This window comes from uncultured Aquimarina sp., from assembly GCF_947500065.1.
Lineage (GTDB): Bacteria > Bacteroidota > Bacteroidia > Flavobacteriales > Flavobacteriaceae > Aquimarina.
Window position 1 is genome coordinate 458,259 of the sequence record NZ_CANMQT010000002.1, and the last position, 22,503, is coordinate 480,761.

Here is a 22,503-nt window from a genome sequence, read left to right on the forward strand (position 1 = left end):
AGTTTTGTAAAAATTCACGAGTAGTTGGAAAATGAAAAAGTAATATTAGGTATTGACCCAGGAACCACCATTATGGGATTTGGATTGATTAAAGTGGTGAAGAAAAAAATGTCTTTTTTGCAACTTAATGAACTACAACTTGGTAAATATGATGATCATTACCTAAAATTAAAACTAATCTTTGAACGAACAATTGAACTTATAGATACATATCATCCAGATGAAATAGCAATTGAAGCTCCTTTCTTTGGTAAGAATGTACAATCGATGCTTAAATTAGGTCGAGCTCAAGGAGTAGCTATGGCAGCAGGATTAAGTAGAGAAGTACCAATCACAGAATACTCTCCAAAAAAAATAAAGATGGCAATTACCGGTAATGGTAATGCCAGCAAGGAACAAGTTGCTAAAATGTTGCAAAGTCTTTTGCAGCTCAAAACATTACCTAAAAATCTGGATTCTACAGATGGATTAGCAGCTGCAGTTTGTCATTTTTATAATATGGGTAGAGCAGATATTGTAGGTAAAAGCTATACAGGTTGGGCCGCTTTTGTGAAACAAAATGAGAAAAGAGTGAAAAAGTAATTAAGAATTACGAATTTTGATTTCAGAATTAGAATCGTAAATCATAACTCTAAAATCTAAAACTATTAGCGGTATCTATATCCATATCCCATTTTGCAAACAAGCTTGTCACTATTGTGATTTCCATTTCTCTACTTCATTAAAGAAGAAAGATCAAATGATTTTTGCACTATGTAATGAAATCAAATTAAGAAGACCAGAAATAGATGATTATGAAGTTATAGAGACCATTTACTTTGGAGGAGGAACACCAAGTCTACTATCCACATCAGCTTTAAAATTCATTATCGATACGATTTATGAAAATTATTTGGTTTCTGATGATGTAGAAATTACTATAGAAGCCAATCCAGATGATCTTACCAAAGAAAAAATAGAATCACTTGCAAAAACTGAGGTAAATCGACTAAGTATTGGTATTCAATCTTTCTTTGAAGAAGATCTAAAACTCATGAATCGCGCTCACAACGCTCAGGAAGCTCTCGATTGTTTATCTATAGCAACTCAGGAGTTTGATAATATATCGATCGATCTGATTTACGGAATTCCCGGTATGTCTGCAGAACGATGGAAAGAAAATCTAAAAATTGCTTTAAATTCTGGAGTACCACATATTTCTAGCTATGCCTTAACAGTAGAACCAAATACAGCCTTATCTTCCTTCATTGAGAAAGGAGTCATTGCCCCTGTAGAAGATAAATTGGCTCAAGAACATTTCGACATTCTTGTGGATACTATGGAAAATGCTGGATTCGAATATTATGAGTTTTCTAATTTTGGAAAAACAGGATATTTCAGCAAAAACAACACTGCCTATTGGCAAGGCAAACATTATCTTGGCATTGGTCCCTCTGCACATTCTTATAACGGGAAAGAAAGAAGTTGGAACATTAAAAATAATAGCAAGTACATTAAAGCACTTGAGCAAAATGAACTCCCTAGAGAGATTGAAGAACTAACCACTACAGACAAATATAATGAGTATATAATGACTGGATTAAGAACTATTTGGGGTGTTTCATTAAAAAAAATTGAAGATGATTTTGGGCTTACCTATAAAAATTACTGCTTGAAACAAATACAAAAACATTTAGATGAACACCTTTTATTTCTTGATGGAGATACACTATTAGTCACTAAAAAGGGAAAGTTTTTAAGTGATGGTATAGCAAGTGATCTTTTCTTATTAAATTTAGGGTAATCTATCTTTTTAAGTCAGAATCAGGGTAATGCAAGAAAAATATGATCTTATAGGGACCAATTATAACAGCACACGTAAAGCAGATCCTTACCTTTTTAACCGATTGCTCGCACTGCTCAATCCTTCAGCAGAAGGTAATTATTTGGATATCGGCTGTGGCACAGGAAATTACACCAAACAATTCGATAAAGAAGGATATCGTTTTATCGGAATAGATCCTTCTACGGAAATGCTTGAAAAAGCAAAAGAATCGAAGAGTTCTATCAACTGGATGATTGGAAAAGTCGAAACTTTAAAGCTACCAGAAAACAGTGTGGATGGTGTCATCGCTAGTTTAACGCTTCATCATTGGCAGAGCCTGAATCGTGGCTTTGCATCACTTCATAAAGTTTTAAAACCAGGAGGGAAAATTATAATTTTTACAGCTACTCCCGAACAAATGAGAGGATATTGGTTATGTCATTATTTTCCAAAAATGTTGCAATATTCTATGATTCAAATGCCTTCTTTAGAAACCATTGAAAAGAGCTTACTTAAAAACAGACTGGCTATAGAGAAAACGGAAAAGTATTTTATTAAATCTGATTTAGAAGATCTTTTTCTATACTCAGGAAAACACAATCCAGAACTATATTTTCAGACAAAAGTAAGACAGGGCATATCTTCTTTCTCTTCACTTTCTAATACTTTAGAGGTAGAAAAGGGCCTAAATTCTTTAGAAAAAGATATAAATTCCGGTAAAATAAACGATATTATCAAAAACTACGAAAATAAGGATGGAGATTATCTTTTTTTAGTAGTCAAATCTGTAGAATAAAATTTAATGATTACTAGTATACATTACCAAAATCATACATACCAAGTTGATCTATCCCAACCTCTTGATATTTCTATACCGCTAAGAGCGACGGATCAAAATATCAATGCTTGGTATATCTCTGCTCCAAAAATTGAACCAGTTAGGGATGGAGATTGGGTAGGGAAAGTTTCTGAAGGCGCATCTACAAATTTTAATAACATCTACTTTAATCCTCACGGACATGGAACACATACCGAATGTGTAGGTCATATTACATCTGAGTTTTATAGTATCAATACTATATTGAAACAATTCTTTTTTACAGCTGAACTGATTACAATACATCCAGAAAAACAAGGAGATGATTTTGTGATCACTAAAAATCAAATAAAAAAAGGTCTAAAATCTAATCCGAAAGCATTGATTGTTCGGACACTTCCTAATCAGGACGAAAAATGTAATAAACAATACTCGCATACCAATTGGCCATATCTATCAGAAGAGGCAGCAATATATATTCGAGAAATAGGAATTGATCATTTACTGATTGACTTACCATCTATCGATAAAGAAAAAGATGAAGGTAAATTGTTAGCTCATAAAGCTTTTTGGAATTATCCCAAAGCTACCAGATTTGAGGCTACTATTACCGAAATGATATTTGCGAAAGACGAAATAGAAGATGGTAATTATGTGCTGAACCTACAGATCGCATCCTTCGAAAATGATGCATCACCGAGTAAACCAATATTGTATAAAATTCTGAATTGATAATGAGAACCACCTTACAACTTGAAGAACTTGCCATGCTGGGGTTAGGAATTTATTTGTTTAGCCTGACCTCCTTTTCCTGGTGGTTATTTTTGGCTTTATTTTTGGTACCGGATATAGGAATGTTAGGCTATCTTATAAATAATAAAACTGGAGCACTCACGTATAATATATTTCATCATAAAGGTTTGGCCGTTTTACTATTTTTAGCTGGAATATATGTATCAAATGAACTTGTACAACTTTCAGGTATTATTTTATTTTCGCACGCTTCATTTGACAGAATTCTTGGTTATGGGTTAAAATTAGAGAAAGGTTTTAAATTTACACACCTTGGCGAAATAGGCAAAAAAGATTGATATGGAATTATTATTTATTGGGTTATTAATAGGTGCTGTTTTGGCATATTTTACTTTTGCCAGATTTAGTGCAGTAAAAAAAAGAGCCAGTATACAAACACAATCCACTATCCTGATGGAAAAAATAAGAAATGTTTGTAAACTAGTTACTGTTGAAGGTGATTTTGCAGAGATCTATCACTATGAAAGTGTAAAAGAAAAGTTTTTTAAAACCATTAAAGGAAAGAAAAAAGCACTAATACTTATCGATGCTAAAGCACATGTAGGTTTTGATCTTTCTAAAATAAAACTAGAGAGTGATAAAAAAAATAAAACGATTATTTTAACTCAATTTCCAAAACCAAAACTTTTAACAATCGAAACCGATTTTAAATATTATGACAAAAAAGAAGGTTGGCTCAATCCAATGACCTCTAATGATCTTACAGAAATTAATCAAGATGCTAAGCAATTTATTATTGATAAAATTCCTGAAAGCGGCTTATTAGAATCTGCAGGAAAAGAACTCCTAACTGTTATATCACTTATGGAAACTGTAGCAGAATCTATTGGTTGGACAATAGATTTTTCTGCTTTGGAATTGAATACTGATCCAGATCAAAAACTTTTATAATAAAACAAAAAAATAACCAGATAATTTTAAAATGAATATCATAATCTCTACAGAAAATTCAAGGCTGGATATCGACTTGATTCATCAATTTTTGACTAATTCATATTGGGCAAAAGGGAGAACAAAAGAAGAAGTAATCACTACCATAGAACATTGTCTTAATTTTGGCGTTTATTTAGATGATAAGCAGATTGGTTTTGCTAGATTACTTACTGATTATACTGTTTTTGGATATTTAATGGATGTTTTTATTATCGATGAACATAGAGGAAATGGATATGCTAAAGAATTAGTAAAAACGATCATAGAGCATGAAAAATTACAAAAAATTAAGAAATGGATGTTATTAACCGCTGATGCTCACGGATTATATAAACAATTTGGATTTGATTCTTTAGAAGATCCTACGATGGCAATGGGTAAATTTAACCAATAATTCTGCACTATGAATATTGAAGCATTCAGAGATTATTGTCTTTCAAAAAAAGGAGTAACGGAAGAATTTCCTTTTGACGAAACTACATTGGTTTTTAAGGTAATGGGAAAAATGTTTGCATTGACAGGATTGGATAGAATTCCTTTTAGTGTGAACCTAAAATGTGATCCTGATAAATCTCTAGAACTTCGAGAATATCATTCAGAAATCCAACCCGGATATCACATGAGTAAAAAACATTGGAATACTGTTAACTTTTCTGGTAGTTTAGCTACTAATATGTTATGCGAATTGATTGATCACTCGTATGATTTAGTAGTAAGTGGTCTAACCAAAAGAATAAAACAAGAATTAGAAAATTTATAAATCATAATAAAAGGAGAATTAAGAGAAAGACAAGGAGCGTGAAATAATAAAAACTATTGTTGCATCTAGTGTAATTGAAATGTTTTTACATCTTTAAATAGCCATTTCTCGAATTCGCTCTAGATGATATAAAATTACATTTTTTGCATTCTCTTTTACAATATAATACATGGACAATCCACAACAATTTTATAGATCACAAATAGATCTTCATAATATATCATTAAAAAAAGTAAAGAAACAGCTTGCTGTTTCCAGTACAATTCGACTATTTATTTTTCTAAGTATTATAGCAGGTATTTATTTTGGGTATCCTAATACCCAAATCATTATAGGAAGTATCGTAATAGGCCTCGTAATTTTTATTATTATGGTGAATCGCCATAGTGATCTTTCGTACATAAAAAATAAACTTCAAAAATTGATTGCTCTTAATCAGCTGGAACTTGACGTTTTTGATGGCGATTTCAGTAAATTACCAACAGGAAAAAAACACATAGATCCATCACATCCATACAGTCACGATATTGATCTATTCGGAAATCATTCTTTTTTTCAATATACCAACAGAACTAAAACCGCTGCGGGGAAAAGCAAACTGGCTGCTATACTACAAAGTAATAATATTGAAAATATAGAGCGCAAACAAGAGGCTATTAAAAACCTATCTCAATTGCCTAAATGGCGTCAGGAATTCAGTGCAGTTGCATCTCTGGTTGATGTATCTATTTCAGTATCTACTATCCGACAATGGTTACAGAATTACACTCCCTTTGTGCCAAAAATAATGCGTATACTTCCTGCAATAGTATCTGGAATTTCAGTACTAATGATTGTGCTATTATTTTTGAACATTATTACTTTCAACACCCTCTTAATATGGTTTTTTATTGGCTTAGGGATTACGGGATCTCAGCTTAAAAAAATCAACGTCTTATATAGTAAATCTAATAAAGTAAAAGATACTTTCGAACAATATTATAAATTGGTAGATCAGATTGAAAAAAGCAATTTCGAATCTACTTTACTTCAAGAAAAACAACAAGATGTTATTAATGAAAAAGAAAAAGCATCTGTAATACTGAAACAGTTTGCCACTATCCTCAGTGCTTTGGATCAACGAAATAATATGATGTTTGGGGTATTGGCTAATGGTTTATTTCTTTGGGATATCATTCAGTGTTATCGTATAGAAAAATGGATTGCAGCTCATCATGATAAAGTAGACCAATGGTTTGATGTTATTGCTTTCTTTGATTCGTATAACTCATTAGGAAATTTTGCTTTTAACAACCCTACGTATGTATATCCTGAATTAACTACTAAGGATACGATTCTTGCCGCCTCAGATTTAGGACACCCTATGCTCAAGACAGAAAAACGAGTAGATAATGATATTACTATTAACAAAGAAGAGTTTTTTATTATTACCGGAGCCAATATGGCAGGTAAAAGTACTTTTCTAAGAACTGTAGCATTACAGATTGTAATGTCTAATATTGGGCTACCTATTTGTGCAAAAACCTGTACATATCGCCCTATCAAATTGATCACTAGTATGAGAACATCCGATTCACTAAGCGATGATGCTTCTTATTTCTTTTCAGAATTAACTCAACTTAAAAAGATTGTGGATGCCCTGCAAAATGATGAATATTTTATCATTCTTGATGAAATCTTAAAAGGAACAAACAGCAAAGATAAAGCAGCGGGATCTCGCAAATTCGTAGAGAAATTGGTGAAAGCTCAAGCTACTGGAATTATTGCGACACACGATTTAAGTTTATGTGAAATCGCGTCAGAATTAGATCAAGTAAAAAATAGATTTTTTGATGCACAAATTATAAACGATGAACTATATTTTGATTATAAATTCAAAGATGGAGTTTGTCAAAACATGAATGCTTCCTTTCTATTAAACAAAATGGGCATCGTGTAATCTCTTTTTATAGTTTGAAGGAGTAATTCCTTTTATTTCCTTAAACTTTCTATTAAAGTTGGATAAATTTTTAAAACCGCTATTATAAGAAGCCTCGGATATTGTGATCTCAGGTTCTTTAGATAATAATCTGCAAACATTTTCAATTCTAACTTCAATTAAAAATTGGAAAAACGTTTTGTTTGTACGTTGTTTAAAATAACGACAAAATGCATTTGGTGTCATATTAGCAAGATCCGCAACTTCTTTGAGCGAAAAATCTTTATTGAAATCATTCATCACTGCCTGAAAAACTTTAGCCATACGCTTTCCTTCATTATCAGTATATGCTCTTTTGGAGATAAATGAAGATATTGTCTCCACCTGTGCCGTTTGTAGTAATTTTAAAATCTTAAGAAAAACCATAAACCGATCTAGTCGTTCCTCTTTCTTAATGATTTTAAGGAATTGACTTTTTAGTTTTAGCTTTTTTGACAGTACTCTAATCCCGTATGCAGAACTTCTTAAAAAACTTGATAAATCTTCAAATTCAGGAAGTTCAAAAAATAAATTACCAAAAGATTCTTTCGTAAAAAAGAGAGAAATCATATAAGACTCTTTATCCGAGATAGCACTTTGTAAAACATGTGGTACATTACTACCAAAAACCAAAATGTCATCTGGTTTATAATCGGTAATGGTATCACCCACAATTAAGCTACCCTCTCCGGATATGATGATAGAAATTTGTATTTCTTCATGCTGATGGAATTTATCATATAAGACAATTTCCTTATCTTCTTGAACAATTAAAGTATCTGTTGAAGATTTTGGTATTTTAAACGGTAAAACTTTCATTTATAGCAATATCTACTTCAATATTAATCATAATCGGATAAACTAATGCGATATGAGGTAATATAGTATTACCATAGGATAATTTATAAATATCCTTACATTTAAATTGACAATATATTTGAACTAAAATTATAAAGAATGATTATAGATTGGAAAGGCGTTATGCCAGCAGTTACAACAAAGTTTACAGATGAGGATATTTTAGACCTAGAAATGTTTAAGGTAAATATTAAGGCACAACTGGACGCAGGTGTTCATGGTATTATTTTAGGAGGGACTTTGGGAGAAGCGAGTACGCTAAGTAATAATGAAAAAAGTGTCCTAGTAAAAACTACTGTTAATTTTGTTGAAAACAGAGTTCCAGTAATTATTAATATTGCAGAACAGAGTACTAAAGGAGCAATAGAAGCTGCTTGTAAAGCTCAAGAAGATAGAGCATCCGGGTTAATGATGTTACCTCCAATGCGTTATAAAGCAGATGCGAGAGAAACGGTTACTTACTTTAAAAAAGTAGCAAAAAGTACGAGCTTACCTATTATGATATACAACAATCCTGTAGATTATGGTATTGAAGTAACTTTAGATATGTTCGAAGAGTTACTACGTGATTGTCCAAATATTCAAGCAGTAAAGGAATCTACAAGAGATTTATCTAATATAACCCGTATTAAAAATCGTTTTGGAGATCGATTAAAAATTCTTTCGGGAGTAGACACCTTAGCCTTAGAAAGTTTATTAATGGGAGCAGATGGATGGGTTGCAGGTTTAGTTTGTGCATTTCCAGCAGAAACGGTAGCAATCTTTAATTTAGCAAAAGCAGGCAGAACAGAAGAAGCTCTTGAAATTTATCGTTGGTTTTTACCATTGTTAGAGTTAGATATAAACAGTAAATTAGTACAGAATATTAAACTTGCCGAAGTTGCAACTGGTATAGGAACAGAAAATGTGCGTGAACCTCGTTTACCATTAATAGGTGAAGAAAGAGAAAGAGTATTAGCAATAATAGAAAATGGATTAAAAACCAGACCTACATTACCAGAATATAGAGACTTAAAGGTTTTTGCCTAATATAATTAATTCAGGTGTTCTCGCTTTTAGTGAAAAATAAAATGGTCAGGTTTTTCGGAAGGCTTTTTTAAGAAAGGAAAAAGAGTTAAAGACAAATACAGAATAATTTTTATAAAATATAAAATGTTAGAAGTAAGACTGACTTTAGAACATTGTAACAAATCATTGTCATTTGATTATCAAAAGGCAATGATTTGTAAGTTTGAATACATTTTTTATAAAATTGCAAAGAAATCGTTTTGAAAAACGTTTGCTCAAATTACAAAGTTGATATCTAGATCTATTTAGACCAAAAACATTGTTAAAAACACTCAGTATCTTAAGAAAAAACACACAAATCTGTGGATATTGAAGAGCATATAAAACAAATTACTAATTAATTTTAAAAATATCTTTCTTTATAGGGAGATGCAGAATAGAAAATGATTACAGGAAAAAATTATATAGGAAATCAATTATCAGCTAAAGGGACCACAACTCACAAAACCATAAACCCGAAGTTAAACGTAGAAAATCCAACACCTTTTTTTCAAGCAACTTTAGAAGAGGTAAATGAGGCTGCGGAATTAGCAGATAATGCATTTAAGGTATATAGAAATATACCTGGAAAGCAAAGAGCCGCATTTTTGAATGCTATTGCTGACGAAATATTAGCTTTAGACTCAGAATTAACAGACATGTATGTCTCAGAATCTGGTTTGCCAGAAGGTAGAGCACAAGGAGAGCGTGGCAGAACAGTTGGTCAATTACGGGCCTTCGCAGATTTAATTTTAACAGAAGATTGGAGAAACAATACAATTGACCAAGCAATTCCAACTAGACAACCATTACCAAAATCAGATATTAGAAAAACATCCATTCCATTAGGACCTGTTGTAGTATTTGCAGCAAGTAATTTTCCACTGGCATTTTCCACTGCAGGAGGAGACACGGCAAGTGCATTAGCATCTGGTTGCCCTGTAATTGTAAAATCTCATGCAATGCATTCTGGAACAGGTGAACTGGTAGCTTCTGCAATTATAAAAGCAGCCGAAAAAACAGGTATGCCTAATGGTGTATTTTCAAATATTACAGGAAGCGGTAGAGTTGTAGGTACAGCATTAGTTAAACATCCTAAAGTAAAAGCTGTTGGTTTTACAGGAAGTATTGCCGGAGGTAGAGCTTTATATAATTTAGCTGCGGAACGAAAAGAGCCAATTCCAGTATTTGCTGAAATGGGGAGCATCAATCCGGTTATTGTTATGCCAAATGTAATTGCAAAGAAATCAGAAGAAACAGCATCTACATACGCTGGGTCTATTACATTAGGAACCGGTCAATTTTGTACAAATCCAGGATTGTTACTAACTGTAGATGGAGAAAAAACAGAGGCTTTCATAAAAGATTTAGCACAAAAAACTGTAGCAATAGCACCACAATGTATGTTACACCCAAACATTAAAGATGGTTTTATAACAAACGGAGAAGTAGTAACATCTCAACCAGGAGTTGAGATAGTAGGGCAAGTAAAAGAAGATGTAGAAGCCAATTTTGCAGCCTCAAAAATATGTGCTGTGCCCGGTTCAGATTTCTTAGCGAACCCTAAAATGCATACAGAAGTCTTTGGACCATTCTCTTTGGTTGTAAAAGCAAAAGATCAGAAAGAATTAGTGCAAGTTATAGATAGCTTAGAAGGGCAATTAACAGGTACTATTTTAGCTGAAAAAGAAGATTTTGATGATTTAAATGACGTAGTTGATTCACTACAAACGAAAGTGGGTAGAATTATTTTTAATGGTGTACCAACTGGAGTAGAAGTGTGTGAATCAATGACACATGGAGGTCCTTATCCTGCATCTTCAGATTCAAGATTCACTGCTGTAGGTTTAGGTGCTATTAAAAGATGGGTAAGACCATTTAGTTACCAAGATTGGCCAACAGAATTATTACCTGAAGGGCTGAAGAACTAATCACTTTTTGAAGTTTTAAAAGTAGTAAATTGACCAAAAGTCAAATAAAACTGAATATAAAAACTAATGAATTATTTAAAAAGCTTTGCAGTTTTATTGTTACTACTGATCGTTAGTTGTAAACAAGACGAATCGATAAATTCATCTAATGTATTGCAACAAATAATTGATGACTATCAAGATCACAAAGGATATGATGAAAAATCATATCCTTTGGGTCTTTTCACAAAAGAATACTTCGAAGCAGAGGCTAATTTTGCACGAAAAAAAACACAAGAGTTAGAAGGTATTGATGGAAGCCAACTCAAAGAGACTGACCAGATATCTTTAAATTTATTAAAATTCGTTTTACAGCAGAATATAGATTATTACGAGTTCGAAAGCTACTTAAATCCACTGTTATCTGATTCTGGTTTTCATACCAACCTCAATTTTATGGTTAGACCACTAACCAGTTACGAACAGATTAAAAAATATCTAAACAAACTCAATGCAATACCCTTATTTGTAGATCAACATTTTGTAAATCTAAGAGAAGGGTTGGAAAAAGGAGTATCTCAACCCAAAGTTATTTTTAAGGGTTATGAATCGACTTATAATGATCATATTGTAAAGAACATTGAGGATAGTTACTTTTATTCTCCTTTTAAGGATTTACCGGAGTCCTTAAACCAAACCCAAAAAGATTCTATAATTACAGTGGTAAAGGTGGCTATAGAGAATAAAGTTATTCCTCAATTCAAAAGAATAAAAACATTTTTTGAAGAGGAATACTTACCAAAAACCAGAACACCTATTGGAGTATCCCAAACTCCAAATGGTAAAGCATATTATCAGAACAGAATAAACTTTTATACAACGAGTTCAAAATACTCGGCAGATGATATTCACAATATAGGGTTAAAGGAAGTTTTTCGTATAAAGGCTCAAATGAAAGAAATCATAAAGGAGCTTAATTTTCAGGGAAGCTTTGCAGATTTTCTAGAGTTCCTTCGTACCGATGAGCAATTCTACGCTAAAACACCTAAAGAATTATTAATGATTGCCAGAGATATGGCAAAACGAGCAGATGAGCAATTACCCAGGTTTTTTAAAACTTTACCCCGAAAACCTTATGGCGTAGCTCCAGTTCCTGATGCTATAGCTCCTAAATATACTGGCGGTCGATATGTTGGAACAGATGCAGATAGTGACAAACCAGGTTACTATTGGGTAAACACTTATGACTTACCTAGTCGAACACTCTATACATTACCTTCACTAACAGTACATGAAGCAGTTCCCGGACATCATTTACAGGGTAGTTTAAATAATGAATTAGGAGATAGTATTCCGCAATTCAGAAAGAATCTATATCTATCAGCTTATGGAGAAGGATGGGGATTATATTCAGAATTTCTGGCGGAAGAAATGGGTATGTACACTACTCCTTATGAACATTTTGGCAAACTAACTTATGAAATGTGGAGAGCCTGTCGATTAGTAGTAGACACAGGAATACATGCTAAAAGCTGGACAAGAGAACAAGTTGTTGATTTCATGGCTTCCAACACAGCATTGTCATTACACGAAATAAATACTGAAACGGATAGGTATATTTCATGGCCGGGACAAGCTTTATCATATAAAATCGGAGAATTAAAAATTAGAGAACTTCGTAAAAAAGCTAAAAAAGAACTAGGAAGTGAATTTGATATCCGAGAGTTTCATGAAGTCATTCTGGAACAAGGAACAGTTACACTTTCGATTTTAGAAAACAGAATTAACGCTTACATTGAAAAAATAAAAAATGGCTCAAAATAAATTTATATGCATTGATGCACATACTTGCGGGAACCCAGTAAGAGTTGTCACTACAGGGCGCCCTAATTTAAAAGGTAGTTCAATGAGTGAAAAACGTCAACATTTTCTCAAAGAATACGATTGGATAAGAAAAGGGTTAATGTTCGAACCTCGTGGACATGACATGATGAGTGGTAGTTTCTTATTTGAACCTCACAATCCGGAAAATGATTTTGCCATTTTATTTATTGAGACATCAGGTTGTTTACCAATGTGTGGACACGGTACTATTGGAACTATCACTATTGCAATTGAAGAAGGCTTGATACAACCTAAAACTCCAGGAAAAATAAGAATGGAAGCCCCAGCTGGATTGGTAGAGATTGAATATCAACAAACTGGCAAAAAAGTAGATTGGGTAAAACTAAAAAATGTAAAATCTTATCTCGCCGCAGAAGGTTTGACAATCGATTGCCCTGAATTGGGTGAGATAACTTTTGACGTAGCTTATGGAGGAAATTATTATGCTATTGTAGATCCCCAGAAAAATTTTAGCGGAGTACAAGATTTTACTGCCGGAAAGCTTATACAATACTCTCAAGTAGTACGAGAACGCATCAACAAAAAATATCCTAACTATTTTATTCACCCAGAGAACAACACCATACGAGATGTCAGTCATATGCTTTGGACCGGAGAACCTCTGGATCCTACCTCTTCTGGAAGAAATGCTGTCTTTTATGGAGAAAAAGCAATCGATAGATCTCCCTGTGGAACTGGTACTTCTGCGCGAATTGCACAATTGTATGCCAAAGGAAAATTAAAAAAAGGCGAAGAATTTATACATGAAAGTTTTATAGGTAGCAAATTTATAGGAAGAATTGAAGAAGAAACCGAATTAGACGGTAAAAAGGCTATTATACCGAGCATTCAGGGTTGGGCAAAAGTATTTGGATATAATACTATTCTCATTGATACTGAAGATGATCCATATGCTCACGGGTTTCAGGTAATTTGATCTATTAATTCTTCCTGACCAAAGACATTGCTATCAGGGAAAACATAAAAACTATTTTATTAAAAAACGTTGGAATTATTTTGTTCAACATCTGGAAGGGAATAAAGCTATTTGGGATTTTAAATGGAATTAATGAGTAAAAATATTATTATAATTGGCGGCGGAATTATAGGACTGAGTTCCGCATATTACCTTCAAAAAGAAGGGCACCAAGTTACCGTTGTTGATAAATCTAATTTTTCTAGTGGAGCATCGTATGTAAATGCTGGATATATCACACCCAGTCATATTATATCCCTAGCAGCTCCTGGAATGATTAATAAAGGAATTAAATGGATGTTTGATGCGGCTAGTCCTTTTTATGTAAAACCAAGATTAGATATTGATTTCCTAAAGTGGGCTTGGGCTTTTAAGAAATCTTCTACAGCCGCGAAAGTAGAAAAAGCAATTCCCGTTATAAAAGATATCAATTTATACAGTAGAGATCTATATGAAGAGATCAAAGCATCTAATGATTTTGATTTTCATTACGAAAGGAAAGGGTTATTGATGTGCTATAAAACTGATAAGGTGGGAGAAGAAGAATGGGAAGTTGGGCAACGAGGAATAAAAGAAGGTTTAGGTGTTAAGAATTTATCAGCCAAAGAAGTTGAAAAAATTGAACCGAATGCAAATTTAGACATTAAAGGAGCCGTTTATTTCGATTCTGATGCGCATATGACTCCAAGTGATTTCATGTCCCAAATGGTAACCTATTTAAAATCTAAAGGAGTTACTTTTTATGCCAACGAAAAAGTAGAAGACATTGAGATTACATCAGGTACTATATCAAAAATAATAACCGACAAACAAGAACTGAATGCTGATGAAGTGGTGTTGGCAGCAGGGAGTTGGAGCCCATTAATGACCAAAAAATTAGGTTTAAAAATTCCCATTCAAGCAGGAAAGGGATATCGAATAAATGTAGAAAGAACTACCAATATTACCATTCCGGCAATTTTATGTGAAGCCAAAGTGGCAGTAACTCCAATGGATGGTTTTACACGTTTTGCAGGAACCATGGAAGTTGCTGGAATCAATCATAACATAAATCCAGTAAGAGTCAATGCTATTGCGAACGCAGCCAAAAATTATTACACAGGCCTGGAAATAAGTGAATCAGAAAAATCCAACGCAGAATGTGGTTTGCGCCCTTGTACACCAGATGGCTTGCCGTATATCGGTAAATCTTCAAAGTGTAAAAATTTGACAATCGCAACAGGACACGCAATGATGGGATGGAGTTTAGGACCTGCTACTGGCAAATTGGTTGCAGAAGTTATTTCTGATCAAAAAACTTCGCTAGATTTAACTCCTTTTCATCCTGATAGAACTTTTTAATATGCGTTACGAAATTATCCCAAATACACTGTTTATAGAAAATAGAGTCAATTTTACATCGCTGATGAAAGAGAATACTATCGCTATTCTTTCTTCTAATTCGATAAAACATACTAATGCGGATGATGTATTGGGATTTGCTCAGAATAATGATCTATTTTATCTCTCTGGAATAGATCAGGAAGAAACTATATTGGTACTATATCCTAACGCTCATAAAGCAGGAAATAGAGAGATATTATTCATTAAAGAGACTAATGAACATATTAAGATTTGGGATGGAGATAAGTTAACCCAACAACAGGCTAAAGAGATTTCAGGAGTGCAACGGATAGAATGGCTTCATGATTTTGAAAAAACACTACAGCTCATGGCTTTTGAAGCTGATGGTCTGTATCTTGGGCATAATGAGCATATAAAACGCGCCACTTTCAATCAACAAACGGAGCAAGATAAAATGATTTCCTGGTGCAAAGAGAAATATCCTTTACACGAGTATCACAGGGCAGCAAAAATTACAAGAGCGTTACGACCTGTTAAATCTACCCAAGAAATTGCTTTGATGCAAAAAGCAGCTGATATTAGTGTAGAAGGGTTTCATAGGGTATTAAAGACTATCAAACCAGGAATTAAAGAATACGAATTAGAGGCAGAATTAACTTACTCATTGCTAAAAAACGGAGGAACCAGACATGCCTTTAAACCTATTATAGCTTCAGGTAAAAACGCTTGTGCATTGCATTACAATACTAATGATGCTATCTGTAAGGATGGGGATATGATTTTAATGGACTTTGGGGTTTGTTATGCGAATTATAATAGCGACACCACTCGTTGTTTTCCTGTAAATGGAAAATTTTCTCCCAGACAAAGAGAGGTCTACACTTCGGTATTGCATTGCCTAAAGGAAGGGAGTAAATTATTAAAACCAGGAGTAATTTCTGCAGATTATGAAAAGAAAATGGCAAATCTGATTGAAGAACAATTGATCAAACTAGGATTATTAGATCCAAAAGAAGTTGCAAATCAAAATCCAGAAAAACCATTGTATAAAAAATATTTTATGCACGGTACCGCCCACCATTTAGGTTTAGATGTTCATGATGTTGGATTATACTCCAGACCCTTCGAAGCTGGCATGATATTAACTTGTGAACCTGGAATTTACATCCCTGAAGAAGGAATAGGGTGTCGATTGGAAAATGATTATTTACTTACCGATACAGGAAATATTAATCTCACAGAAGCCATGCCCATTGAAATTGATGAAATTGAACAGTTAATTCAAAATTATTAACTAGAAGTATCCGCTACAATTTTCCATTCTCCGTTGATCTTTTTAAATATAATCATAAAAACACCGTCAGCATCATCAACTTTTCTGGTTAAATGATATTCTCCCATTACCCAATAGGAATTCTCTTCAATTTTGGAGATATCATTTATTTTAAAATTAAGTGTTCCCGAATGGTCTTTAGTTGGATATCCTTTTTTATAATTATCCAGTGTTTGTTGCCACCCTAATGTAAGTCCCTTACTACCATAAAACTTTAATGAATCACTTTTCCAATAGCCTTTCATAAAACCTTCCAGGTCATTATTAGACCAGGCTTTTTCTTGCAATTTCATCACCGAAAGTATGGTTTCTTTATCTTCTTTTTCTGTGGTTTGTTTTGTGCAACTCATTACTGCGAGTATACATACCAGGTATATTAGTTTATTCATCTATTTCGATTTTAGTAATACTATGATAAGTATTACTCATTTATAAATTTATTATAAAAATATGTTGCTGCTACTAAATCTTCTAGGGCATGACCTACAGATTTAAAAACGGTTATTTCATTATTATCTATTCTTCCCGATTTTTTATTAGAACATAGTTCAAATAAATCTGCTTTGATATCTTCTTCTTTTAGAATTCCTTCTTGAAGTGGAATGACAATATCTCCGCTTTCCTTGAGTCCTCCTTGAAATGTATCTACGTATACCGATGCTTTTGTTACAACATCGTTATCAGCTTCTCGGGTATCTTTTCTATATGCTCCAACCAAATCTATGTGTTGACCTTGTTTCAGAAATTTCCCTAGAACTAAAGGTGTTTTTGACAAAGTTGCACAAGAAATAATATCTACTTCCCTAATTTTATCATTTATTTTCTTTATTGGTATAACCCTAAAGTTCTCTTCTCGTAATTCGTTTGCAATTGCTTCTGCTTTATTATAATTCCTGCCCCATATGAACACAGTTTTTATCGGACGAACACTTGCATGAGCTTTAATCAAATTAATCGAAAGTGCTCCTGTACCTATCATTAATAATTCAGATGCATTTTTCTTTGACAAGAAGGAAGAAGCCAATGCCGACGCAGCAGCAGTTCGCTTCGCTGTTAAGCTTTTTGCTTCTAAAACAGCTCTAATAGTTCCTTTGGTTGCGTCTAAATAAATATAAGTTCCTTGAATTGATGGTAAATCAAATTTTGCGTTTTCAGGACTAACCGTAACAATTTTAACACCTGCTTCCTTTCCTGGATTCCATGCTGGCATTAAAAGCAGTGTTGAATCCGAGTTTGTTTCAGGATTCGGAAAATCATGATGGTGTCGCATTGGAACAATGCTTATATTAGACGCAAAACTTTGTTTTAATTCAGAAATCAGTTCTGAAAAATTAGTATTAGCTTCAATAAAGGTGTTATCTATTTGGATAATATCATTCATCTTCTAAAAATAATTAAATCTTAATGTATAGCTACATATTAACTTGTATTTCGCGAATATCATATTACCCTTAAATAGAATAGTATAGTTTTTACAATAAATCGTGAGCTATGTTTATAGTTTCAAAAAAGTCATTTCGATGAATTTCTTTAGATATACTCTATTATTACTACTGACCAGCATGTCAATATTTTCTTGTAAAACACCGATAACCAAGGTAAAAAGTTCAACTTTTGAACAACAATTAAGTGTTTTATTTCCTAACGCATAGATACGTTCAATAGAAGTTAAAGACCATTACACTAAAGCCTTTCAAATAGTTTTAAAACAACCATTAGATCATAGTAATCCCAATGCAAGAACTTTTTTAAACCACTATGATTATTTATCACCTTCCTACTACCAATATATGACTGAATTAAGATACTGTGGTTTTAACATTACCCCTGTCTGTAAAAGATCTTATCAAAGTAGTACATCTCCCAACCAATATGAGATTTACTCCTAAGAATATAACTTTTAGTTTCAGTCCTGACTATATCAAAAAAGTAAAGACATATGTCTAAAATAAAAGGATCCTATTTTAGACATCTATAGAGCATATGATACCTGGAGAGCTTGTGCTTCGACACTGCAATCTCAAGTAGATGTTTTAAAAGGTAGTCATCACGGAACAAGAATTAAAAATTTCCAAGAAAAGATCAAGAAAAGATCAAGAAAAGATTCTGAAAAAACTTCAAAGCTGGTTAAGTGATGTCGTCAAATTTTATCCTTTATAAAATATCTGTTTGTCTCTTATAAAAAGCATCTTGCTGTTTCTGCATTAATTCTCTTGCAACTTTCTTCTTATATTGATACAATTCATCTTCTTCTGCAATATCACCATATACTCGATCATTAATAGTATGATCAGTTGCTAACAAGATTTTACGTTGCTCAGCCTTCTGTGCTGTCCAGGTTTTCACCTCTCCTTCAACATCTTCTATTTTAAAATCATACTCCCCTTTTGGTGAAAGTAGCTTTGCAAAAATCGGAGAAGTTTCGATGGCTAAAAACAATAAAAAGATAAAAAATGAAGGTAACCAAGGTAATTCATTTAGCGCATTCACTCTGGCCATTAACCCATCAAAATTATCGATAATAGGCTGAGAACTTTCAATTTGCTTATCATAATCTGCAGCCAATTCGGTTTTTTGCGCTTCTAAACCAGTAATTTTTTCTGCATTTGTTTTCTTTAACTCTACAAGATCTGCGAGCATTGCATCATGCTTTTCTCTTTTTTCTTTGTATACAGGTCCTTTGCCTACAAGCTCTGTTCCTTTTCTACCTTCTGCTTCTGCAATGTAGGTTTCATACAACTCATTTACCTCTGTTTCTTTTGTTGTTATTTCTTGTTTTAATGCAGCTATTTCGGCATCAATTCCTTCTACAATTGGAGTATATTGTGTAGCTATTTGTTCTTGATTTGCTAATGTTAAATCATTTTTTTGTTCCAGAAGAACCTGATCAATTTCTTTTTCAAAAATCTTTAATTCTAATGGTTTTGAGATAACTACCGCAATAATAACTGCCAAAATAATTCTGGGAGCTGCTTGTAATAATTCATCTAGAAAATTATCTTTTTTCTTGATGGTAGACACTATAAATCGATCCAGATTAAAGATCAGTAACCCCCACACTAATCCAAAGAAAATTGCAGTAAAATAATTATCGAACACAGTGTATAAAGCATAACTAGCTGCTAAAAATGCCATAAGTGCCGTAAAAAATACGGTTGCACCGATACCTGCATACTTGTTTTGTTCTCCATTAGAACTATCCGCCAAAATATCGGCGTCGGCTCCAGAGCACATAATAAAAAATCGTTTTAACATAATCTAAGGGTGTTTTTTGATTGACAATAGATCTATAACGCTGATTTCTAACCAAATGTTGCCCAAAAAACCCCACCGAAGTGAGGTTTTAGCTAATTCTTATAATTTGTGATAATTGAAATATACTATCAATCTTTGAGTGTCACTTTAGATTTACCATTTTTTGTAGATGCATTTATAGAAAGGTTGTCATTAGAATTCTCTACTAGTTCTAATGCCTGTTTTGCAGAGATTTGTTTTCCTTCATAATAAAACTCCGCATTTTTTTTAGCCATTCTTTCTATAAACTCATTACGAGAAGGAGGATCATCAACCATCATTGCTCGTTGCTGTGCCTTTCGCGCCTTCATTTCTGCTTCTAACATATTTCTTCTAGCTTCCATTTCCGCCTTACGAGCTTCTTTTTCAACTTTTTTCATGGCTTTTCTAGACTTAGCTTCTGCTTTTAGCATCGCTGATCTTGATTTCATTTCAGCTTTTCTAGCAGCTCTCTCCGCTTCAATAGCTGCTTTTCTAGCAGCTCTCTCAGCTCTTAACGCCTCTTGTTCTTCTGAATTTCTAGTTTCTTTTCTTGCCAATTCTCTAGCAATTTGAGCTTCTTCACGAGCAATAGCCCTCGCTTCACGAGTTTGTCCAGCAGCAAGTACTCTCGCTTTTTCTGCTTGTTCTCTTGCTAATTGAATTTGCTCCATCGCCAATGTCCTTTGTATTTCAGCTTGTTCAATCCCTGCAATGGCATCTTTTCTATTTTCTCGCTCTTCATGTTCCGCTTCTGCTATTAATCTCTTTGCCTCTGCTAGCACGGTCATTTCTTCCGTCCTAATCTGTTCCAATTCTCTTTCTTGCTCTTCTCGCTGTTTAGCTAATTTTTCTTCTACTCTTTCTATATATGCTTCCTTCTCATCTTCGCTTAAGTTAGCTTGTTCTGAAAACTTCACATCAATATAACTTCCATTATTCGGAGAAGGTGCTTCTGGAGCAGGCGGCGGAGGTGGTGGAATGTCACTTTTTTCTCCTTTTTTTACTTTTGGTGGCGGAGGCGGTGGAATATTACTCTTCTCTCCTTTTTTCACTTTTGGAGCTTCTGGTGGCGGAGGTGGCGGTGGAATATCACTTTTTTGTCCTTTCATTACTTTTGGAGCTTCTGGCACAGGAGGTGGCGGTGGAATATCAGGGAACTTCTCTGATCCTTTACGCTGCTCAGCTGTCATGCTCCTGTAAATATTTATCATACGATAAATCTCGCTCTCTTCGACGATAATCGGTTTATTCCCTTTAATTTTAGCGTGTAAATCTTTTGCCCAGACATTATATTCTTTTACCATTTCCTCAGTCACTCCTTCCTGGAAACTATTTAGATTTTCATCTAGGGAACTATACTCTTCTTTATCTTTTAAAACAATAATTGAAGATTTTTCGAGCGGATTCAATACTTCAACATCAGGGTACGTAATTTCATCAAGTGGTAGCTCTACTTCTTTAGCCACTATTTCGTTATTAAAAAATAATACGCATAGTGATAGAACAGGCGCTAAAGTGACTAGCTTTAGCATCGTTCTTTTTTTCGAAAATTCTTTTGTCATCATCTGTAATCGTTTTTTTGTTAATGAATAATTAATAGGACTCGATAATACAGCCTGATCAGAGCTGTTGGGGTAATTAAGGAGTAACTCAAAGTAGTTTTGTATCGAAAATTGATGTTTCAATACGCTGTGGTCTGCAAGAAACTCGTGGTTTAGCTTTATAGATCTTTTGATAAAAATAAATAAAGGATTAAACCAGAAGAATACTTGAAGAATTTCTACAAACAGTATATCTAGTGTATGTTTTTGTAATACATGTGTTTTTTCGTGAAGTAATACTTCTTCAGGAATATTTTTATCTTTAAATTCTTTTTTAGGAACAAAAATATAGTCCAGAAATGTATGTGGTATGATAGAATTACTTAAAAGCACATTAATATGCGAAGATTCTTTTAGTCTTTCATTGCTTCTAATTTTTTTCAAAATATCTATGATATTCCGAGTAAATCGAAAGCCAAAAATTAGCACCCCAATTCCATATATACTCCATAAAATAATAGGTGTATAATTAATAGACTCTTCAACTATTATAGCTTCAGGTTCCATCATTATCGGAATGGTTGTTTCTGAAATCACTTCTGGTTCCGGAATCACTTCGATCTGATAGGTAAGTGTTATCAATGGTATAACAAATGCAAAAACCAAACTAAAAAGAAGGTAAAATCTCTTCACAAAATGAATATTTTCCTTTTCTAAAAACAACTTATAGAATGCCCATAAGAACATCAAACAAAGTGATGATTTAATAATATATGCTATCATTTTTGCTTCTTTAAAAGTTCTTGATCCACAATCTTTTTAAGCTCTTCTAATTCTGAAGTCGATAAATTTGTTTCAGAGGTAAAAAACGATGCAAACTGTGATGCAGAGTCATTAAAAAAGTTCTTTATCAAGCCATTTACATGTTTAGAAAAATAATCTGTCTTTTTTACCAAAGGATAATATTCTCTAGATTTACCGTATAAGGTATAATTCACAAACCCTTTATCAGTCATTCTCTTAAGCAAAGTAGCTACCGTAGTTGTTGCTGGTTTGGGCTGAGGAAAAGCATCAAGTAAATCTTTCATAAAAGCTTTCTCTAGTTTCCAGAGGTATTGCATTAATTGTTCTTCGGTTTTAGATAACTGCATTGCTCTACATTATTAGAATTAACTCTACAAATGTAGAATAAAAATTAATACTAGCAAATAATTTTTTAAAAAATCTATAAAGATGCCCCTAATCCCTTT

22 protein-coding genes are annotated in these 22,503 nt (G+C 33.3%); 16 read left to right on the forward strand and 6 right to left on the reverse strand.

What is annotated here, in order from left to right; genetic code table 11:
- The first annotated feature begins 24 nt into the window (after positions 1 to 24).
- The 9 genes from ruvC to Q0975_RS07480 all read left to right on the forward strand — a co-directional run bounded on the left by ruvC (position 25) and on the right by Q0975_RS07480 (position 7,066).
- Positions 25 to 582: a crossover junction endodeoxyribonuclease RuvC gene (gene ruvC, locus Q0975_RS07440; protein ID WP_299434914.1), complete on the forward strand. Its 558-nt coding sequence runs from the start codon at positions 25 to 27 to the stop codon at positions 580 to 582.
- A gap of 64 nt (positions 583 to 646) precedes the next feature.
- Positions 647 to 1,783 (forward strand): radical SAM family heme chaperone HemW, encoded by a 1,137-nt coding sequence (gene hemW, locus Q0975_RS07445; RefSeq protein WP_299435900.1) that lies wholly within the window; start codon positions 647 to 649, stop codon positions 1,781 to 1,783.
- Between the two features lie 28 nt (positions 1,784 to 1,811).
- A complete protein-coding gene (locus Q0975_RS07450) occupies positions 1,812 to 2,600 on the forward strand; it encodes a class I SAM-dependent methyltransferase (protein WP_299434916.1) in 789 nt (262 codons plus the stop codon).
- 6 nt (positions 2,601 to 2,606) lie between these two features.
- Positions 2,607 to 3,353: a cyclase family protein gene (locus Q0975_RS07455; RefSeq protein WP_299434918.1), complete on the forward strand. Its 747-nt coding sequence runs from the start codon at positions 2,607 to 2,609 to the stop codon at positions 3,351 to 3,353.
- 2 nt (positions 3,354 to 3,355) lie between these two features.
- Positions 3,356 to 3,712 (forward strand): DUF4260 domain-containing protein, encoded by a 357-nt coding sequence (locus Q0975_RS07460; RefSeq protein ID WP_299434920.1) that lies wholly within the window; start codon positions 3,356 to 3,358, stop codon positions 3,710 to 3,712.
- Position 3,713: 1 nt separating this feature from the next.
- The gene (locus Q0975_RS07465; RefSeq protein ID WP_299434922.1) at positions 3,714 to 4,325 is read left to right on the forward strand and encodes a DUF4230 domain-containing protein; all 612 of its coding nucleotides are present in this window, start codon (positions 3,714 to 3,716) and stop codon (positions 4,323 to 4,325) included.
- Between the two features lie 31 nt (positions 4,326 to 4,356).
- Positions 4,357 to 4,761 (forward strand): GNAT family N-acetyltransferase, encoded by a 405-nt coding sequence (locus Q0975_RS07470; protein ID WP_299434924.1) that lies wholly within the window; start codon positions 4,357 to 4,359, stop codon positions 4,759 to 4,761.
- Positions 4,762 to 4,770: 9 nt separating this feature from the next.
- The gene (locus tag Q0975_RS07475) at positions 4,771 to 5,127 is read left to right on the forward strand and encodes an MmcQ/YjbR family DNA-binding protein (protein ID WP_299434926.1); all 357 of its coding nucleotides are present in this window, start codon (positions 4,771 to 4,773) and stop codon (positions 5,125 to 5,127) included.
- A 169-nt stretch (positions 5,128 to 5,296) separates the two neighbouring features.
- A complete protein-coding gene (locus Q0975_RS07480) occupies positions 5,297 to 7,066 on the forward strand; it encodes a DNA mismatch repair protein MutS (RefSeq protein ID WP_299434928.1) in 1,770 nt (589 codons plus the stop codon).
- Here the strand turns inward: Q0975_RS07480 and Q0975_RS07485 are convergent.
- Complete coding sequence (locus tag Q0975_RS07485; protein ID WP_299434930.1) at positions 7,043 to 7,903, reverse strand: AraC family transcriptional regulator; 861 nt, start codon at positions 7,901 to 7,903, stop codon at positions 7,043 to 7,045. The two genes, Q0975_RS07480 and Q0975_RS07485, sit on opposite strands and share 24 nt — an antisense overlap.
- 138 nt (positions 7,904 to 8,041) lie before the next feature.
- Here Q0975_RS07485 and Q0975_RS07490 point away from each other — a divergent pair, with 138 nt between their 5' ends.
- The 7 genes from Q0975_RS07490 (at position 8,042) to Q0975_RS07515 (ending at position 16,397) form a co-directional block, all read left to right on the forward strand.
- Complete coding sequence (locus Q0975_RS07490; protein WP_299434932.1) at positions 8,042 to 8,971, forward strand: dihydrodipicolinate synthase family protein; 930 nt, start codon at positions 8,042 to 8,044, stop codon at positions 8,969 to 8,971.
- 123 nt (positions 8,972 to 9,094) lie between these two features.
- On the forward strand, positions 9,095 to 9,214 hold the full coding sequence (locus Q0975_RS28490; RefSeq protein ID WP_366888357.1) for a DUF1272 domain-containing protein: 120 nt from the start codon (positions 9,095 to 9,097) through the stop codon (positions 9,212 to 9,214).
- 179 nt (positions 9,215 to 9,393) lie between these two features.
- On the forward strand, positions 9,394 to 10,920 hold the full coding sequence (locus Q0975_RS07495; RefSeq protein ID WP_299434934.1) for an aldehyde dehydrogenase (NADP(+)): 1,527 nt from the start codon (positions 9,394 to 9,396) through the stop codon (positions 10,918 to 10,920).
- Between the two features lie 66 nt (positions 10,921 to 10,986).
- Complete coding sequence (locus tag Q0975_RS07500) at positions 10,987 to 12,723, forward strand: DUF885 family protein (protein ID WP_299434936.1); 1,737 nt, start codon at positions 10,987 to 10,989, stop codon at positions 12,721 to 12,723.
- Entirely contained in the window at positions 12,710 to 13,720 is a 1,011-nt protein-coding gene (locus Q0975_RS07505) for a 4-hydroxyproline epimerase (protein ID WP_299434938.1), read from the forward strand. Before Q0975_RS07500 ends, Q0975_RS07505 begins: the two co-directional genes overlap by 14 nt.
- 132 nt (positions 13,721 to 13,852) lie before the next feature.
- The gene (locus tag Q0975_RS07510; protein WP_299434940.1) at positions 13,853 to 15,100 is read left to right on the forward strand and encodes an FAD-dependent oxidoreductase; all 1,248 of its coding nucleotides are present in this window, start codon (positions 13,853 to 13,855) and stop codon (positions 15,098 to 15,100) included.
- A 1-nt stretch (position 15,101) separates the two neighbouring features.
- Positions 15,102 to 16,397, forward strand: a complete 1,296-nt coding sequence (locus Q0975_RS07515) for an aminopeptidase P family protein (protein ID WP_299434942.1) — start codon at positions 15,102 to 15,104, stop codon at positions 16,395 to 16,397.
- Here Q0975_RS07515 and Q0975_RS07520 read toward each other — a convergent pair.
- From Q0975_RS07520 to Q0975_RS07540, 5 genes are all read right to left on the reverse strand, one after another.
- Entirely contained in the window at positions 16,394 to 16,825 is a 432-nt protein-coding gene (locus Q0975_RS07520) for a nuclear transport factor 2 family protein (RefSeq protein ID WP_299434944.1), read from the reverse strand. The genes Q0975_RS07515 and Q0975_RS07520 overlap by 4 nt on opposite strands.
- Before the next feature lie 32 nt (positions 16,826 to 16,857).
- Positions 16,858 to 17,817 (reverse strand): ornithine cyclodeaminase family protein, encoded by a 960-nt coding sequence (locus Q0975_RS07525; protein ID WP_299434946.1) that lies wholly within the window; start codon positions 17,815 to 17,817, stop codon positions 16,858 to 16,860.
- Positions 17,818 to 18,590: 773 nt separating this feature from the next.
- A complete protein-coding gene (locus tag Q0975_RS07530) occupies positions 18,591 to 19,691 on the reverse strand; it encodes a DUF4407 domain-containing protein (protein ID WP_299434948.1) in 1,101 nt (366 codons plus the stop codon).
- Positions 19,692 to 19,819: 128 nt separating this feature from the next.
- Positions 19,820 to 22,036, reverse strand: coding sequence for a M56 family metallopeptidase (locus tag Q0975_RS07535; protein ID WP_299434950.1), 2,217 nt, complete (start codon positions 22,034 to 22,036; stop codon positions 19,820 to 19,822).
- Positions 22,033 to 22,404 carry a BlaI/MecI/CopY family transcriptional regulator gene (locus tag Q0975_RS07540; RefSeq protein WP_299434952.1) on the reverse strand — a complete coding sequence of 124 codons (372 nt, stop codon included), beginning with the start codon at positions 22,402 to 22,404 and terminating at the stop codon, positions 22,033 to 22,035. The genes Q0975_RS07535 and Q0975_RS07540 overlap by 4 nt, the downstream gene beginning before the upstream one ends.
- Positions 22,405 to 22,503 lie beyond the last annotated feature (99 nt).